This is a genomic window from Mycobacterium sp. E1214 (genome assembly GCF_001666755.1).
In the GTDB taxonomy this organism is placed as follows: domain Bacteria; phylum Actinomycetota; class Actinomycetes; order Mycobacteriales; family Mycobacteriaceae; genus Mycobacterium.
On record NZ_LZJC01000132.1, the window covers coordinates 34259 to 51194 of the forward strand.

The following is a 16936-nucleotide window of genomic DNA, read 5'->3' on the forward strand; positions in this document are numbered from 1 at the left end:
AAATTGCCGTCTCGAAACCATCGCCGCTGGCAGTAGGGTGAGTCTTCGTGGAGATCATCCCACCGCGGCTCAAAGAACCGCTGTATCGGGTGTACGAGTTGCGGCTGCGGCAGGGCCTGGCCGCCTCGAAATCCGAACTGCCGCGCCACATCGCCGTCCTGTGCGACGGCAATCGGCGCTGGGCGCGCGACGCCGGCTACGACGACGTGAGCTACGGCTACCGGATGGGCGCCGTGAAGATCGCCGAGATGCTGCGCTGGTGCGCCGACGCCGGCATCGAGATGACGACCGTCTACCTGCTGTCCACCGAGAACCTGCAGCGCGACCCCGACGAGCTGGCCGGCCTCATCGAGATCATCACCGACGTCGTCGAGGAGATCTGCGCCCCGGCCAACCGGTGGAGCGTGCGCACCGTCGGCGATCTCGAGCTGCTCGGCGAGGAGCCGGCGCGGCGGGTGCGCGGGGCGGTGGACTCCACCCCGGCGGTCGCGCCGTTCCACGTCAACGTCGCGGTCGGCTACGGCGGGCGCCGCGAGATCGTCGACGCGGTGCGCGCCCTGTTGAGCAAGGAGCTGGCCAACGGCGCCAGCGGCGACGAGCTGATCGACGCGGTCACCGTCGACGGCATCTCGCAAAACCTCTACACCTCCGGCCAGCCCGACCCGGACCTGGTGATCCGCACCTCGGGCGAACAACGCCTGTCCGGCTTCCTGCTGTGGCAGAGCGCGTATTCGGAGATGTGGTTCACCGAGGCGCACTGGCCCGCCTTCCGCCGGGTCGACTTCCTGCGCGCGCTGCGCGACTACAGCCAGCGGCACCGCAGATACGGCAAGTAGGCCCGGATGGCTGCGCTGTCGGCGGTGGTGTTCTCGCTGAGTGGCTGGCTCGGGCTGTACCTGCTGGCCCGCGACCCCCGCAAGCCGGTGCTCGCGCTCGCGGCGCTCGGGCTGTGCGGCTTCGCGGTGGTGGTGGCCCTGGACGCGGTGCGCCTGAGCACCCCGGTGCACGGCGCGCTGCTGAGCCAGGTGGAGATCTATCTGGTCGCCGTGCCCGGCGTGGCGTGGTTCGCGGTGCTGCTGGAGCTGTCCCGGTCCGGCGACCACTGGCGGGCCCGCACGGGCGAGGCGCTGCTGATCGCCGGGGTCGGCGCGCTGGCCGTGCTGGGCGCGGCGTTGGCCGGCGGCGTCGACGGGCCGTTGCGGGCGGGCCACCTGCTGATGTTCGCCGTCGTCTCGGGGTCCACGCTCGGCGCGATGGCGGCCGCGCTGATGCGGCCCGCCCAGCCGGTCCGCGCCGGTGGCGTGGTCGCGGTCGCGACGCTGTTCTTCGCCCTCGGCAACGCCATCCTCGTCATCCCGCTGGGGCTGGTGCCCAGCTGGGTGGCGTTGGCGTCCACCGGTTTCGACGTGTTGCTGCTGGGCGTGGCGGTGGCGGCGTGGGACGCCTTCGACGAGGGTCAGGCGGTGCGCGCCGACATGCGGCGATCCTTCACCGGTTCGATGACGGTGGCGGTGCTGTTCGGCGGTCAGGCGCTGATCGGCCTGGCCGTCACCCGCGGCGAGCCCGGCGCGCGCACGGTGCTGACCGTGCTGCTGTTCAGCAGCCTGGCCGTCGCGATCGCGGTGCAGGTGTTGGCCGACCCGCTGGCCGGGGTGCTGGACCGGCTGGCGTTCTCGCGATCGCCCGCCCTGCGTGCCGACCGGGCCGCGCTGCGCCACACCGGCGCGGCGCTGCCGCTGCGCAAGGTGGATCCCGTCCTCGACGTCGACGATGACACCTTCGCCAGACTCACCCGGCGGGCGCTCGGCCACTACGGCGACCTGACCAAGCTCGTGGCCAGCCCGTTGACCGCGCTGCCCGTCATCGACGAGCGGCTGGCCGCCCGCGGCGCCCCGGATCACCCGCTGGAGCGGGCCAACGAACTCAAGGCCGTCCTGGCGGACGCGATCGGTCGGCTCAAGCCCCGCGACGCCGGCGATTTCGGCACCACCGAGCAGTGGCGGCACTACAACTCGCTGTATTTCCCTTACGTCGCCGGCGTGCGGGCCTACGCGCAGAACGCCACCGCCGCCGGGCTGGATCCCGTTGCGCGGCAAGCCTGGCGGTGGTTCGCCACCGAGGTGCCGCAGCGGTCACTGCACAACTGGCAGAGCGCCGCGGCCCGGCTGATCGCCGGTGAGTTGCGCCGCGGCGTGGTTGTTTCCAGCGAGTGACGGAAACGGCGCAAACGCATCTCGGAAATTAATCCGGACGTCAAACATCCGTTGCGCGGCTTTGCAATCCTGAGGGTCAGGGAATAGCTCCGTGAACCCGCGGGTCTATCTATCCGTGGCAATAAGTGTCTGTGGCAGTAGTTGGCAGCGCCACGGGTCGATGTGGCAGTGCAACGACGGCACGCTCGAACGCGTCGACCAACCCGCATCGCGAGGAGTAAGCACATGACCTCTGTATCTGGTGTATCCGGCGTCTCCGCCCTGCACACCCGACCCCTCTACGACTCGACCGACTCGCTGTTGCGGTTTGCCATGCGCGCCGACGGCACGTTGACGGGGGCCTGCGGCCTGGCCGTCGCGTTCCTCGCCGACCCGCTCGCGTCGCTCACCGGCCTGACGTCGTTCCAGGAGTACGCGATCGGCGCCACCTTCGTGCTCGCCGGTTTCCTGGTGTTCAGCCTCGCGGCCTTCCCCGATCTGCGCCGGCTCGGGACCGCCATCGTGGTGGCCAACGTCGTGCTGACCCTGGTGGCGCTGGTGGTGGCCGAGACGGCGCCGCTGAGCGCGGGCGGCGTCACCGCGACACTGGCCGGCGGCGTCTACTCGGCGGCGTTCGCCGGGCTGCAGTACCTGGGCCTGCGCCGGCTCGAGCCGTAACTCGTCGGCGCCTACAGCTTGCGCAGGCGCAGCCGGTTGATGGAGTGGTCGGCGTCCTTGCGCAGCACCAGGGTGGCGCGGGGACGGGTCGGCAGGATGTTCTCGACCAGGTTGGGGCGGTTGATCGACCGCCAGATCTCGCGCGCCGCGGCGACGGCCTTGGTGTCGTTGAGGGCCGCGTAGTGGTGGAAGTGTGACTGCGGATCCGCGAAGGCCGTGCTGCGCATCGCCAGGAACCGCGACACGTACCACTGCTCGATGTCCTCGATGCGCGCGTCGACGTAGAGCGAGAAGTCGAACAAGTCCGACACCATCAGCGTGGGGCCGGTCTGCAGGACGTTGAGGCCCTCCAGGATCAGGATGTCGGGGTGCCGCACCACGTGTTTGGCGCCCTGGATCACGTCGTACTTGAGGTGCGAGTAGACCGGCGCGCACGCGTAGTCCGACCCCGACTTCACCGAGGTGACGAAGCGCATCAGCGCCCGACGGTTGTAACTTTCCGGAAAACCTTTGCGATGCATCAGGTTTCGCCGGTCCAGTTCGGCGTTCGGGTACAGGAAGCCGTCGGTGGTCACCAGGTCCACCCGGCGGTGCGGATCCCACCGCGCCAGCAGCGCCTGCAGCACGCGGGCGGTCGTCGACTTGCCGACCGCCACGCTGCCGGCGACGCCGATGATGAACGGCACCGGCCGGTCCGGGTTCTGCTGGGGTTCGCCGAGGAATTCCGCTGTGGCGGCGAACAATCGCTGCCGGGCCGCGACCTGTAGGTGGATCAGCCGGGCCAGGGGCAGGTAGACCTCTTCGACCTCCAGCAGGTCAATCTGCTCGCCGAGCCCGCGCAGCCCGAGCAGCTCCTCCTCGGTGAGGGCCAGCGGCGTCGACATACGAAGCGCACGCCATTGCTTTCGGTCGAACTCCACATACGGGCTCGGCTCGCTAAGCCGCGGCATAGTGCCCAGTGTGGCAGGAGCGCCCGTATGCCCGACGGCTGGGCTGGCGATTGGTCGCGCTCGATAGACTGGTGGCCGTGACTGCCGCACCTGACGCCCGCCCCTCGACATCGGTGATGTCCACCCCGCTCGCCGAGATCGATCCCGACATCGCCGGCCTGCTGGGCCAGGAACTGGGGCGCCAACGCGACACCCTCGAGATGATCGCGTCGGAGAACTTCGTGCCGCGCTCGGTGCTGCAGGCCCAGGGCAGCGTGCTGACCAACAAGTACGCCGAGGGCCTACCGGGCCGGCGCTACTACGGCGGCTGCGAGTACGTCGACGTCGTGGAGAACATCGCCCGGGACCGGGCCAAGGCGCTGTTCGGCGCCGACTTCGCCAACGTGCAGCCGCACTCCGGCGCCCAGGCGAACGCCGCGGTGCTGCACGCGCTGATGACGCCCGGTGAGCGGCTGCTGGGCCTGGACCTGGCCAACGGCGGCCACCTGACGCACGGCATGAAGCTGAACTTCTCGGGCAAGCTCTACGAGAACGGCTTTTATGGCGTGGACCCCACCACCCACCTGGTGGACATGGACGTGGTGCGGGCCAAGGCGCGGGAGTTCCGCCCCAAGGTCATCATCGCCGGCTGGTCGGCCTACCCGCGGGTCCTCGACTTCGCGGCCTTCCGGTCGATCGCCGACGAGGTCGACGCGAAGCTTTGGGTGGACATGGCGCACTTCGCGGGCCTGGTCGCCGTCGGCCTGCACCCGTCTCCGGTGCCGCACGCCGACGTCGTCTCCACGACCGTCCACAAGACGCTCGGCGGTCCGCGCTCCGGCCTGATCCTGGGCAAGCAGGAATACGCCAAGCCGATCAACTCGGCCGTGTTCCCCGGCCAACAGGGCGGCCCGTTGATGCACGTCATCGCGGCCAAGGCCGTCGCCCTGAAGATCGCGGGCACGCCGGAGTTCGCCGACCGGCAGCGCCGCACCCTCTCGGGTGCCCGCATCCTGGCCGACCGGCTGCTGGCGTCCGACGTCGCCAAGGCGGGCGTGTCGGTGGTCAGCGGCGGCACCGACGTGCACCTGGTCCTGGTGGACCTGCGGGACTCGCCGCTGGACGGCAAGGCCGGTGAGGACCTGCTGCACGAGATCGGCATCACCGTCAACCGCAACGCGGTGCCCAACGACCCGCGCCCGCCGATGGTCACGTCCGGGCTGCGCGTCGGCACCCCGGCCCTGGCTACCCGCGGCTTCGGGGACACCGAGTTCGCCGAGGTCGCCGACATCATCGCGACGGCGCTGGCGGCAGGCACCTCCGCCGACGTCCCCGCGCTGCGGGACCGGGTGACCCGCTTGGCCAGGGAGTTCCCGCTCTACGACGGCCTGGAAGACTGGGCGCTGGTCGGCCGGTAGCCACCGCGCGGCGTAGGCCGGAGGACTTAAGTCACGAGTTGGCCCGACACGGCCCGGGCGATTTCACTCGTCTGTGTCCGCGGGTTACAGTTATTTCATGGCACAAAGACCCGTCGCGAACGCGCTGACCCTGGAACTTGAGCCGGTCGTCGAAGCCAACATCGACCGTCACCTCAACACCGAGGAGATCTGGTTCGCGCACGATTACGTGCCGTTCGACCGGGGCGAGAACTTCGCCTTCCTGGGCGGGCGCGACTGGGACCCGTCGTCGGAGACCCTGCCGCGGCAGTTCACCGACGCGTGCGAGATCCTGCTGCTGCTCAAGGACAACCTGGCCGGGCACCACCGCGAGCTCGTCGAGCACTTCATCCTCGAGGACTACTGGGGTCGCTGGCTGGGCCGGTGGACCGCCGAGGAGCACCTGCACGCCATCGTGCTGCGCGAGTACCTCGTGGTGACCCGCGAGGTCGACCCGACCGCCAACGAGGAGGCCCGGGTCCGCTACGTGATCAAGGGCTACCGCGCCGACACCTACAGCCAGGTGGAGACGCTGGTGTACATGGCGCTCACCGAGCGCACCCACGCGGTGTTCTGCCAGAACCTGGCCGCTCAGCTCGAGGAGCCGATCCTGGCCGGCCTGATCGACCGGATCGCCCGCGACGAGGCACGGCACGAGACGTTCTTCGCGAACCTCGTCGCGCACTGCCTGGAGTACACGCGCGACGAGACGATCGCGGCGATCGCCGCGCGCGCCGCCGAACTGCAGGTCCCGGGCGCCGACATCGACGACTACCGGGACAAGGTGCGCAACGTCGCCGACGCCGGCATCTTCGGCCCCGAGCACCTGCGCCAGGCGATCTCCGCCCGCATCACCGCGTGGGGTGTCGCCGACGAGCCGTCGCTGCGGCAATTCGTCACCGGCTGAGCCGGTCCGCCCGCGGGGCGGGCATTTCCGTCGGCGCGCCTGCGCAGCGCGCATGCGGCCACGAGAGTAGCGTCACTGTCGATGGTCAGCGACACTTCCAGCTGCCAGGGCGGCACCTTCCGTCACGACTACGGTAGGACCGGCCCCGGTCCTGGTGCTGCGGCTCCCGCCCACATGCTCGTGCGGGTCCGCGCGGGCTTTCCCCGCTCGAGGAGCGCTACGTGACCGAAATCCGGACCTACGTGATCGACACGTCCGTGCTGCTGTCCGACCCCTGGGCGTGCAGCCGGTTCGCCGAGCACGAGGTGGTGGTTCCGCTGGTGGTGATCAGCGAACTGGAGGCCAAACGCCATCACCACGAGCTGGGCTGGTTCGCCCGTCAAGCGTTGCGGCTCTTCGACGACCTGCGCCTCGAGCACGGACGCCTGGATCAGCCGATTCCCGTTGGCGCGCAAGGCGGTACGCTGCATGTCGAGCTCAACCACACCGATCCCTCGGTGCTGCCCAGCGGCTTCCGCAACGACAGCAACGACTCCCGGATCCTGAGCTGCGCCGCCAACCTCGCCGCCGAGGGCAAGCGAGTCACGTTGGTGAGCAAGGACATTCCGCTGCGGGTCAAGGCCGCCGCGGTGGGCCTGGCCGCCGACGAATACCACGCGCAGGACGTGGTGGCCTCCGGGTGGTCGGGGATGCGCGAGATCGAAACCGCCGCCGAGGACATCGACGCGCTGTTCACCGAGGGTGAGATCGATCTCGCCGACGCGCGGGATTTGCCCTGCCACACCGGGATTCGGCTGCTGGGCGGCAGCTCGCACGCGCTGGGCCGGGTGAACGCGGACAAGCGGGTCCAGCTGGTGCGCGGCGACCGCGAGGTGTTCGGGCTGCGCGGCCGCTCCGCCGAGCAGCGCGTCGCGCTGGACCTGCTGCTCGACGAATCGGTGGGCATCGTGTCGCTGGGCGGCAAGGCCGGCACCGGCAAGTCGGCGCTGGCGCTGTGCGCGGGCCTCGAGGCCGTCCTGGAACGGCGCACCCAGCGCAAGGTGGTGGTGTTCCGCCCGCTGTATGCCGTCGGCGGCCAGGAGCTGGGCTACCTGCCCGGCAGCGAGAGCGAGAAGATGGGGCCGTGGGCGCAGGCCGTCTTCGACACGCTGGAGGGGCTGGCCAGCCCGGCCGTGCTGGAGGAGGTGCTCTCGCGCGGCATGCTCGAGGTGCTGCCGCTCACCCACATTCGGGGCCGGTCGCTGCACGACTCGTTCGTGATCGTCGACGAAGCGCAGTCGCTGGAACGCAACGTCTTGCTGACGGTGTTGTCGCGGCTGGGCACCGGCTCGCGCGTGGTGCTCACACATGACATCGCCCAGCGCGACAACCTGCGGGTGGGCCGCCACGACGGCGTCGCCGCGGTGATCGAGAAGCTCAAGGGCCACCCGCTGTTCGCCCACATCACCTTGCTGCGCAGCGAGCGTTCGCCGATCGCCGCCCTGGTCACCGAGATGCTCGAGGAGATCGCCGGGCCACAGTGACCGATGGTCGTGACCGGCTGCGCCCGGCGTCGCCGCGCTGGCCATCACTTTGGTGACCGATGGTCGTGACCGGCTGCGCCCGGCGTCGCCGCGCGGGCCACAGTGACCGATGGTCGTGACCGGCTGCGCCCGGCGTCGCCGCGCTGGCCATCACTTTGTGAGCGGGCGTTTCGGTAGGCTCTTTGCGTGCCGAAACGTCCCGACAGCCAGGCCTGGCGCTACTGGCGGACCGTGATCGGAGTGGTCGCGGCCGTCGGGGTGCTGGTCATCGGCGGGCTCACCGGCCATGTGACACGCGCGGACAACCTGAGCTGCGCGGTGGCCAAGTGCGTGGCGCTGACGTTCGACGACGGGCCGGGCCCGTTCGACGACCGGCTCCTGCAGGTGCTCAGGGACAACGACGCCAAGGCCACCTTCTTCCTGATCGGCAACAAGGTGGCGGCCAACCCCGGCGGCGCCAAGCGGATCGCCGACGCGGGAATGGAGATCGGCAGCCACACCTGGGAACACCCCAACATGACCACCATCCCGACCGAGGACATCGCCGCGCAGTTCTCGAAGGCCAACGACGCGATCACCGCCGCGACCGGTCACACGCCGGTCCTCTACCGGCCCGCGGGCGGCCTGTCCGACGGCGTGGTGCGCCAGACCGCCGCGCAGTTCGGCTTGGCCGAAATACTGTGGGACGTCATTCCTTTCGACTGGGCCAACGACTCGAACACGGCGGCCACCCGGTACATGCTGATGACCTACATCAAGCCCGGGTCGGTGGTGCTGCTGCACAGCACCTATTCGAGCACCGTGGACCTGGTCTATCAGTTCATGCCGGTCCTCAAGGCCAACGGCTACCGCATGGTGACGGTCAGCGAACTGCTCGGGCCGCGGGCGCCGGGCAGCAGCTACGGTGGCCGCGAGAACGGGCCACCGGTCAACGGGCTGCGTGACATTCCGGCCGCCGAGATCCCCACGCTGCCCGACACGCCGTCACCCAAGCCGATGCCCAACTTCCCCATCACCGACATCCCGGGGCAGAACTCCGGCGGGCCCAACAACGGTGCCTAGCGCCGGCGAGGAGCGAAAGTCCGTTCGCCGCTTGTCCATTCAGTACGGCGTGGACCTCGCCCTGTCGTATGTGGTGGCCGTCGTCCAGGCGGCCGCCATCCTGATTCCGCTGCGCGGCCACACCGCCGGGCGCGCCAACGCCGACTTCGCGCAGCAGAACACCGCGGCGGTGCTGCTGCTCATCGGGTTCGCCGTCGTCGGCGTCGTGGCGGCCGGCGCGTGGAGCATCCTGCCCACGGTCCGCTGGTACGTCACCGGCGCCGAGCCCACGCAGCGGCAGCGCCAGGTCGCGATGCGGCTGCCGGGCTACCAGTCGGTGATCCTGGTGACGGCCTGGGCGGCCAGCGGTGGCATCTTCATCCTGGTCAACCTGTCCGGGGGGCCGCGGTTGTTGCTGCCCATCGGCCTCGGCGTCCTGTTCGGCGGCCTTGCCGCGGCCGGCACGGGCATGCTGCTATCGCAGCGCACGCTGCGGCCCATCATGCGGGCGGCGACACTGAATTGTGAGCCGCGGTTGGCGGTCCCGGGCGTCTACGCGCGCCTGGTCCTGATGTGGTTTCTGTGCAGCGCGTTTCCCGTCGGCGTCGTCGCGACCCTGGTGGTGTTGCGCTCCTACGGCTGGCTGATCGAGAAGTCCGCCTCGCTCGACGCGCCGATCCTGGTGGTGTCGTCGGCGGCGGTGGTGCTGGGGCTGCCGATGATGATCCTGACGTCACGGTCCATCTCGGATCCGATCGGCGAGGTCGTCGACGCGATGGCGGAGGTCGAACACGGCCGCATCGACACCTCCGTCGGCGTCTACGAACGCTCACAGATCGGCCGTCTGCAAAGCGGTTTCAACCGGATGGTGGCCGGGCTGGCCGAGCGGGACCGGCTGCGCGACCTGTTTGGGCGCCACGTCGGCGCCGGGGTGGCGCAGCGGGCCCTCGACGAGGGCGCGTCGCTGTCCGGAGACGTGGTCGAGGCGGCGGTCCTGTTCATCGACCTGGTGGGTTCGACGCAGCTCGCCCAGAGCCGCCCGCCGCAACAGGTCGCCGAGGTGCTCAACGACTTCTTCCGGACCGTCGTCGACGCCGTCGACGAGCACCACGGGCTGATCAACAAGTTCGCCGGCGACGCCGCCCTGGCCGTGTTCGGGGTGCCGTTGCCCACCAGCGACCCTGCGGCCGCCGCCCTGGCGACGGCCCGCGCCTTGGGCGTTCAATTACGAACGCTGCCGGTCGATTTCGGTATCGGCGTGTCGGCCGGCCGGGTATTCGCCGGCAACATCGGCGCAGAGAATCGCTACGAGTACACCGTCATCGGCGACGCCGTCAACGAGGCCGCGCGGCTCGCCGACCTGGCCAAGACCGCCGACCGGCGAATCCTGTGCTCGGCGGCGGCCATCGAGCGCGCCTCCGACGCCGAGCGCGCGCACTGGGACGAGTGCTATTCCACGGTGCTGCGCGGGCGCTCCGAGACCACCCACGTCAGCGCGCCCACCACCTAGCGCGGCTCTAGGACTTGCTGACCTTGAGCGCGGCGATGATGCCGCCGACCACGGCCGCCGACGCGGCGTCGCCGATGGGCGTCGAACACATGAAGACGGTGACGGGTTTGGTGTCGACGGCGATGACGGTCACCGAGTCGCCCTTCACGTTGCGGCTGGGGTCGGCGATGGTGATGTCCGCGTCGGCGCGAGTCGCCTTGGTGCCGTCGACCGTGATGGACGACGTCTTGACCGGCCCCAGCGTCGGCGAGGCGTTCGCGTAGCCCGGGCCGCTGGACGTGCACTGCATCAGCTTGCTGGCCTGTGCCGAAATGTCCATGCTGGTAACGAAATTCGTGACGGCGACCTCGGCGGTCATCATCCACTGATTGGCTCCGGGCACCTCCTGCGCGACGCCCAGCCCACCGATCAGGTTGGGGTTCTGGTCGTCGGAGAACACCGTCCACCCGGGCGCCGCCTTCACCGGGAACGACAGCTTGCCGGCCGCGATGGTCACGGCGTCGCCCTTGGGCAGCTCACCGCCCGACACGTTGGGCGTGCAGTCCGTGGCGTTCTGCGCGGAGTTCCTCGGCTGCGAGACGCTGGTGCTGGTCGACGACGGGGCCGCGCTCGACGGCTTGTCGTTGCCGCCGCGCATCACCAGCAGCGTGGCCACCAGCGCGATGACGGCCAACAGCACCAGCCCACCGACGATCAGCCACGGCAGCTTCGAGCCCGATCCGCCGCCGGGTGGCGGCCCCACCGGGTAGGGGCCGGTCGGCCCGCCGGGCGCGAACTGTTGCCCCGGATACGGTCCGTAGGGGCCCGGCTGTGGTCCCGGGTAGGGGACGCCCTGCGTCGGGGGGTACCCCGGGGGCGGGGGGTAGCCGCCCTGCGGGTAGCCGTAGGGGCCGCCCTGCGGGTAGGGACCGGGGCCGCCGCCCTGCGGGGGCGGGCCCCACTGCGGTTGTTGCCCTTGCGGATTGGGCCCGTAGGGACCCTGGCCATAGGGGCCGTAGGGGTCCTGGCCTGAGGGGCCGCCGGGAGGAGCCGTCATCGCCGAATCACCGTTACTCTCTTCTCGCCTTGACGTCGCCGCCCCGTGCGTCTCGGGGTGGTCCCGCGCTAGTCCTGCGGCTGAACCCGCGCCATCGCCAGCACGTCGAGCCGGCGGTCCAGCTCTTCCTCGGACAGTTTGTCGCCGATCAGGCCGCGGTCGATCACGGTCTGCCGAATCGTCTTGCGCTCCTTGAGCGCCTGCTTGGCCACCGCGGCGGCCTCCTCGTAGCCGATCGCCGAGTTCAGCGGCGTGACGATCGACGGTGAGGACTCGGCCAGCTCGCGCAGGTGCTCGACGTTGGCCTTGAGCCCGACGATGCAGCGCTCCGCGAACAACCGCGAGACGTTGCTCAGCAGCTTGAAGGACTCCAGGATGTTGCGGGCCATCATCGGGATGTAGACGTTGAGCTCGAAGGCGCCGGACAGGCCGCCGACGGCCACCGCCGCGTCGTTACCGATCACCTGGGCCGCGACCTGGGTGACCGCCTCGGGCAGCACGGGATTGACCTTGCCCGGCATGATCGAGCTGCCCGGCTGCAGGTCCGGCAGCTGGATTTCGGCCAAGCCGGTCAGCGGGCCGGACCCCATCCAGCGGACATCGTTGGCGATCTTGGTCAGCGACACCGCGATGGTGCGCAGCGCGCCCGAGGCCTCCACCAGCCCGTCGCGCGCGGCCTGAGCTTCGAAAGAGTTGGTGGCCGTGCGCAATTCGCTGAGGCCGGTCGATGCGATCAACGTCTCGACCACCTTGGCGCCGAAACCGTCGGGGGCGTTGAGGCCGGTGCCGACGGCGGTGCCGCCGATCGCCAGCTCACCCAGCCGCGGCAGCGTGGCGCGCACCCGCTCGATGCCGGCCTCCACCTGCCGGGCGTAGCCGCTGAACTCCTGACCGAGCGTCACCGGGACCGCGTCCATCAGGTGGGTCCGGCCGGACTTGACGACGGTGTGCCATTCGCGGGCCTTGCCGGCCAGGGCTTCGTGCAGCACCTCGAGTGCCGGGATCAGATGCCGCACAGCCGCTTCCGTCGCTGCGATGTGGGTGGCGGTGGGGAAGGTGTCGTTGGACGACTGCGACATGTTCACGTCGTCGTTGGGGTGCACCTTGACGCCGTTGCGCGCCGCGATGGACGCGATGACCTCGTTGGTGTTCATGTTCGAGCTGGTGCCCGAGCCGGTCTGGAACACGTCGATCGGGAACTGGTCGTCGTGCTGGCCGTCGGCGATCTCGGCCGCCGCGGCGATGATCGCGTCCGCCTTGTCCGGCGCCAGCAGGCCGAGGTCCTTGTTCACCTGGGCGCAGGCACCTTTCAGCAGCCCCAGCGCGCGGATCTGCGTGCGCTCCAGGCCGCGGCCCGAGATCGGGAAGTTCTCCACCGCGCGCTGAGTCTGGGCACGCCACAAGGCTTTTGCGGGCACCCGGACCTCGCCCATGGTGTCGTGTTCGATGCGGTAGTCGGTGTCGCTGTCGTTACCGGCGGGACTGGCCATGGATTGCGTCTTCCTCGCTTCGTGGTTCAGGGCAGGGGATAGGCGGCGGTGCTGTCGCCGGTGAAATCGATGGCGGAATACTCGTTGAGCTTGGAAAGCCGGTGGTAGGCCTCGATCATGCGCACGGTCCCCGACTTGGACCGCATCACGATCGACTGGGTGGTGCAGCCGCCAGGGTAGTACTGCACGCCCTTGAGCAGGTCACCGTTGGTGACGCCGGTGGCGCAGAAGAAGACGTTCTCCCCGGACACCAGGTCCTCGGTGGTCAGCACCTGGTCGAGGTCGTAGCCCGCGTCGAGGGCCTTCTGGCGCTCCTCGTCGTCCTTGGGCGCCAGCTGCGCCTGGATGGCGCCGCCCATGCAGCGGATGGCGGCCGCGGCGATGATGCCCTCCGGGGTGCCGCCGATGCCGGCCAGCATGTCGGTGCCCGACAGGTACCGGCACGCCGAGATCGCTCCGGCGACGTCGCCGTCGGTGATCAGCCGGATCCGGGCGCCGGTGTCGCGCACGTCGGAGATCAGCTGGGCGTGCCGCGGGCGGTCCAGGATGCACACCGTCATGTCGCGCACCGACAGGTTCTTCACCTTGGCCACCGCGCGGATGTTCTCGGCGATCGGGGCGGTGATGTCGAGCACGTGCGCGGCCTCCGGGCCGACGGCGATCTTGTTCATGTAGAACACCGCCGACGGGTCGAACATCGCGCCGCGGTCGGCCACCGCCAGCACGGAGATCGCGTTGGGCATGCCCTTGCTCATCAGCGTCGTGCCGTCCACCGGGTCCACGGCGAAGTCGCATTCCGGGCCGTCGCCGTTGCCGACCTCCTCGCCGTTGTAGAGCATCGGCGCGTTGTCCTTCTCGCCCTCGCCGATCACCACCACGCCGCGCATAGACACGGAATTGACCAGCTCGCGCATGGCGTCGACGGCCGCGCCGTCGCCGCCCTCCTTGTCGCCGCGGCCCACCCAACGGCCCGCCGCCATGGCCCCGGCCTCGGTGACCCGGACCAGCTCCAGGGCCAGGTTGCGGTCCGGGGCCTCGCGCCGCGGCCGTCCGGATGAGCGGTCGCCCTGAACAGTCATGGTTGCCGATTGTCCCAGAAGCGGATCGGTCCGCCGGAACTGGGATACTCGGGGGATGACCGACGAGGCGCACCCCGACGCCGGAACCGCTGGCGAGGCGGCCCCCGGCCCCGGACCCGTGGTGGGACCCGTCGCTCGACCGGCCAAACCGCGACTGCTGCAGGACGGCCGCGACATGTTCTGGTCGCTGATTCCGCTGGTGATTGGCTGCATCGTGCTGGCCGGCCTGGTCGGCACCTGCTCCTTGCAGCTGCACAGCCACCAGGGCCCCATCCCGCCCTACGACGCGCCGGCCGCCCTGCGCGCGGACGCGGCCACGCTCGGGTTCCCCGTCCGGCTGCCGCAACTGCCCGCCGGCTGGCAGGCGAATTCGGGCCGTCGCGGCAGCATCCAAGGCGGCCGGGTGGACCCCTCGACGGGGCAACGGCTCACCGCGACGACGTCCACCGTCGGCTACATCACTCCGACCGGTCTGTATCTGAGCCTGACCCAGAGCAACGCCGACGAGGACAAGCTCGTCGGCTCGATCCACCCGTCCGCCTACCCGACGGGGGCGATCGACATCGGCGGGGTGAAGTGGGTGGTCTATCAGGGGGCCGGTCAAAGCGGTGCGGACGCCGAGCCCGTCTGGACCACCCGGCTCAGCGCCCCGACGGGGGCCACGCAGCTCGCGATCACCGGTGCCGGAACCGACGACCAGTTCCGTACGCTGGCCTCGGCGACGCAGTCGCAGTCGCCGTTGCCCAGCCGCTGAAAGGGACTCGCGTGAGCGCACCCCGCGCAGACCTGACCGGATGGTCGCCGGCGCCGTTCACCGGCGGCGGCTACACCCACGACGTCTACCGCAAGGGCGCCGGCCCCGGGGTGGTGCTCATCCCGGAGATCCCCGGCATCCATCCCAGCGTGCTCGGTCTGGGCAACCACCTGGTCGACAGCGGGTTCACCGTCGCCATCCCGTCGCTGTTCGGCGAGCCGGGGCGGGCAAAGACGACCGGCTACCTGGCCGCGACCATCAGCCGTGCTTGCGTGGCAAGGGAATTCGCGGCGTTCGCGACGAACAAGCAGCGGCCGGTGTCGGCGTTTCTGCGGGCGCTGGCGCGCGACCTGAACGCGTCGACGCCGGGCAAGGGGGTCGGGGTGATCGGCCAGTGCTTCACCGGTGGCTTCGCATTGGCCGCGGCTGTCGACGACAGCGTGCTGGCCCCCGTGTTGTCGCAGCCGTCGGTGCCGTTGCCGCTGGGCCGGGCGCGCCGGCGCGACCCGGGCCTCAGCGAGTCCGAGCTCGACGCCGTCGCCGCCCGCGCCGCGGGCGAGGGCCTGTGCGCCCTGGGGTTGCGGTTCAGCGAGGACCCGGTGGTGCCCGCCGAACGCTTCGCCGCCCTCAAGGAGCGGCTCGGCGACGCGTTCGAGGTGATCGAGATCGATTCGCGGCCGGGCAATCCGCACGGCTTCGGCCGGGTCGCGCATTCCGTCCTCACCGACGAGCTGCGCGAGGTCGACGGGCATCCCGCCTACGAGGCCCGCAAGCGCGTCGTCGAGTTCCTCACCGAGCGGCTCACCTAGGACACCCGCATGCCGATCGACGATCTGGTGGTCGAGACCGCGTACGGCCCGGTGCGCGGAGTCGCCGAGCGAGGAGCCAAGGCGTGGAAGGGCATTCGCTACGCGGCGGCGCCCGTCGGTGACCTCCGGTTCCGGAGGCCGGTGCCGCCCGCCCGGTGGACCGAGGTCGCCGACGCGACCCGGTTCGGCCCGGCGTGCCCGCAGACGGCGTTCGCCAACATGCCGCTCGACTTGGGCGCCCCGCAGGGTGAGGACTGCCTGCGGCTCAACGTCTGGGCGTCGTCGGACACCAATCCCGGCGCCGGCAGGCCCGTGCTGGTGTGGCTGCACGGCGGCGCCTACGTGCTGGGCGCCGGCAGCCAAGCGCTCTACGACGGCCACCGACTGGTGGGTGGCGGCGACGTCATCGTGGTGACGGTCAACTACCGGCTCGGGGTGCTCGGCTTCCTCGACCTGTCGTCGTTCGACGCGCGCCATTTCGACTCGAACGTCGGTCTGCACGACGCCATCGCGGCGCTGCGCTGGGTGCGCGACAACATCGCGGCGTTCGGCGGCGACCCGCACCGGGTGACGCTGTTCGGGGAATCCGCGGGCGCCGGCATGGTCACCACGTTGCTGGCCTGTCCCGCCGCCGAGGGCCTGTTCGGCGGTGCCATCGCTCAAAGTTCGCCCGCCACTTCGGTTTACGACCGGGCCCGCGCCGCACGCGTGGCCGAGTCCTTTCTGGACCGGCTCGGCATCGCCGCCGACGAGACGCACCGGCTGTCCGGCGCGCCGATGACGGTGCTCCTGGCGGCCTCGCAAGCGGTGTTCGACGAGGTGCCCGCGCGCAACCCGGGCACGTTGGCGTTCGTCCCCATCGTGGACGGCAAGCTGCTGCACGACTATCCGGTGCGGTTGGCCCAAGAGGGCCGCTTGAATCCGGTGCCGTTGATCATCGGGACCAACAAGCACGAGGCGGCGCTGTTCCGCCTGATCCGGTCGCCGCTGGTGCCGATCACGCCGCAGGCCATCAAATCAATGTTCGCCCAGATCGCGGCCGAGCAGCCGGACCTGCAGCTGCCCACCGAAGAACAGATCGGCCTGGCCTACGCGCGCACCCGGCGCTGGGCGCGCAGCCTGAGCGTCGCGACCGACGTCGGCTTCCGGATGCCGTCGGTGTGGCTGGCCGAGGGGCACAGCGCGGTGGCGCCGGTGTACCTGTACCGGTTCGACTACGCGACGCCGATGCTGCGGGTGCTGCTGGTCAACGCCGCGCACGCCACCGAATTGCCCTACGTGTGGGGCACTCTCGGGGGACCCAAAGATCCCATGCTGAAGCTGGGCGGCGCGAGAACCGCCAAGGCGGTGTCGAAGCGGATGCGCACCCGGTGGATCAATTTCGCCGCCCACGGCAAACCCGTGGGCCTGCCGGGGGAGCCCGAGTGGGCGCCCTACCAGGAAGCCGACCGCGCCTGCCTGATCATCGACAAGCGCGACCGGCTGGCCTACGACCTGGACGCGCCGATCAGGGCCGCCTGGGGCAACAAGATGCTGAGCTTCCGTTAACGGG

15 protein-coding genes are annotated in these 16936 nt (G+C 70.3%); 11 read left to right on the forward strand and 4 right to left on the reverse strand.

The window, feature by feature from the left end:
• Positions 1-47: 47 nt before the first annotated feature.
• The 3 genes from A5700_RS18635 (at position 48) to A5700_RS18645 (ending at position 2870) form a co-directional block, all read left to right on the forward strand.
• Entirely contained in the window at positions 48-836 is a 789-nt protein-coding gene (locus tag A5700_RS18635; protein WP_068067442.1) for a (2Z,6E)-farnesyl diphosphate synthase, read from the forward strand.
• Between the two features lie 6 nt (positions 837-842).
• Positions 843-2213: a hypothetical protein gene (locus A5700_RS18640; RefSeq protein WP_068067444.1), complete on the forward strand. Its 1371-nt coding sequence runs from the start codon at positions 843-845 to the stop codon at positions 2211-2213.
• Between the two features lie 225 nt (positions 2214-2438).
• Complete coding sequence (locus A5700_RS18645) at positions 2439-2870, forward strand: hypothetical protein (protein ID WP_068067451.1); 432 nt, start codon at positions 2439-2441, stop codon at positions 2868-2870.
• An 11-nt stretch (positions 2871-2881) separates the two neighbouring features.
• Here the strand turns inward: A5700_RS18645 and coaA are convergent, their stop codons facing one another.
• Positions 2882-3820 (reverse strand): type I pantothenate kinase, encoded by a 939-nt coding sequence (gene coaA / locus A5700_RS18650; protein WP_068067455.1) that lies wholly within the window; start codon positions 3818-3820, stop codon positions 2882-2884.
• A 116-nt stretch (positions 3821-3936) separates the two neighbouring features.
• Here coaA and glyA point away from each other — a divergent pair, with 116 nt between their 5' ends.
• From glyA to A5700_RS18675, 5 genes are all read left to right on the forward strand, one after another.
• The gene (gene glyA, locus A5700_RS18655; RefSeq protein ID WP_068067457.1) at positions 3937-5217 is read left to right on the forward strand and encodes a serine hydroxymethyltransferase; all 1281 of its coding nucleotides are present in this window, start codon (positions 3937-3939) and stop codon (positions 5215-5217) included.
• Between the two features lie 97 nt (positions 5218-5314).
• Positions 5315-6142, forward strand: a complete 828-nt coding sequence (locus A5700_RS18660; RefSeq protein ID WP_068067466.1) for an acyl-ACP desaturase — start codon at positions 5315-5317, stop codon at positions 6140-6142.
• A gap of 221 nt (positions 6143-6363) precedes the next feature.
• Entirely contained in the window at positions 6364-7665 is a 1302-nt protein-coding gene (locus tag A5700_RS18665; protein ID WP_068067460.1) for a PhoH family protein, read from the forward strand.
• A 186-nt stretch (positions 7666-7851) separates the two neighbouring features.
• The gene (locus tag A5700_RS18670; protein WP_068067463.1) at positions 7852-8727 is read left to right on the forward strand and encodes a polysaccharide deacetylase family protein; all 876 of its coding nucleotides are present in this window, start codon (positions 7852-7854) and stop codon (positions 8725-8727) included.
• A gap of 31 nt (positions 8728-8758) precedes the next feature.
• The gene (locus A5700_RS18675) at positions 8759-10216 is read left to right on the forward strand and encodes an adenylate/guanylate cyclase domain-containing protein (protein ID WP_082959887.1); all 1458 of its coding nucleotides are present in this window, start codon (positions 8759-8761) and stop codon (positions 10214-10216) included.
• Between the two features lie 7 nt (positions 10217-10223).
• Here the strand turns inward: A5700_RS18675 and A5700_RS18680 are convergent, their stop codons facing one another.
• The 3 genes from A5700_RS18680 to glpX all read right to left on the reverse strand — a co-directional run bounded on the left by A5700_RS18680 (position 10224) and on the right by glpX (position 13821).
• Positions 10224-11252: a hypothetical protein gene (locus A5700_RS18680; RefSeq protein ID WP_068204926.1), complete on the reverse strand. Its 1029-nt coding sequence runs from the start codon at positions 11250-11252 to the stop codon at positions 10224-10226.
• 68 nt (positions 11253-11320) lie between these two features.
• Complete coding sequence (locus A5700_RS18685) at positions 11321-12742, reverse strand: class II fumarate hydratase (RefSeq protein ID WP_068064635.1); 1422 nt, start codon at positions 12740-12742, stop codon at positions 11321-11323.
• 26 nt (positions 12743-12768) lie between these two features.
• Complete coding sequence (gene glpX, locus A5700_RS18690) at positions 12769-13821, reverse strand: class II fructose-bisphosphatase (protein WP_068064638.1); 1053 nt, start codon at positions 13819-13821, stop codon at positions 12769-12771.
• 55 nt (positions 13822-13876) lie between these two features.
• Between glpX and A5700_RS18695 the strand changes: the two genes are divergently transcribed.
• The 3 genes from A5700_RS18695 to A5700_RS18705 are packed head-to-tail and all read left to right on the forward strand — an operon-like array spanning position 13877 to position 16932.
• Entirely contained in the window at positions 13877-14575 is a 699-nt protein-coding gene (locus A5700_RS18695) for a DUF4245 domain-containing protein (RefSeq protein ID WP_068204928.1), read from the forward strand.
• Positions 14576-14586: 11 nt separating this feature from the next.
• Positions 14587-15384, forward strand: coding sequence for a dienelactone hydrolase family protein (locus A5700_RS18700; RefSeq protein ID WP_068064644.1), 798 nt, complete (start codon positions 14587-14589; stop codon positions 15382-15384).
• A 9-nt stretch (positions 15385-15393) separates the two neighbouring features.
• A complete protein-coding gene (locus A5700_RS18705) occupies positions 15394-16932 on the forward strand; it encodes a carboxylesterase/lipase family protein (protein WP_068064647.1) in 1539 nt (512 codons plus the stop codon).
• Positions 16933-16936: the final 4 nt, after the last annotated feature.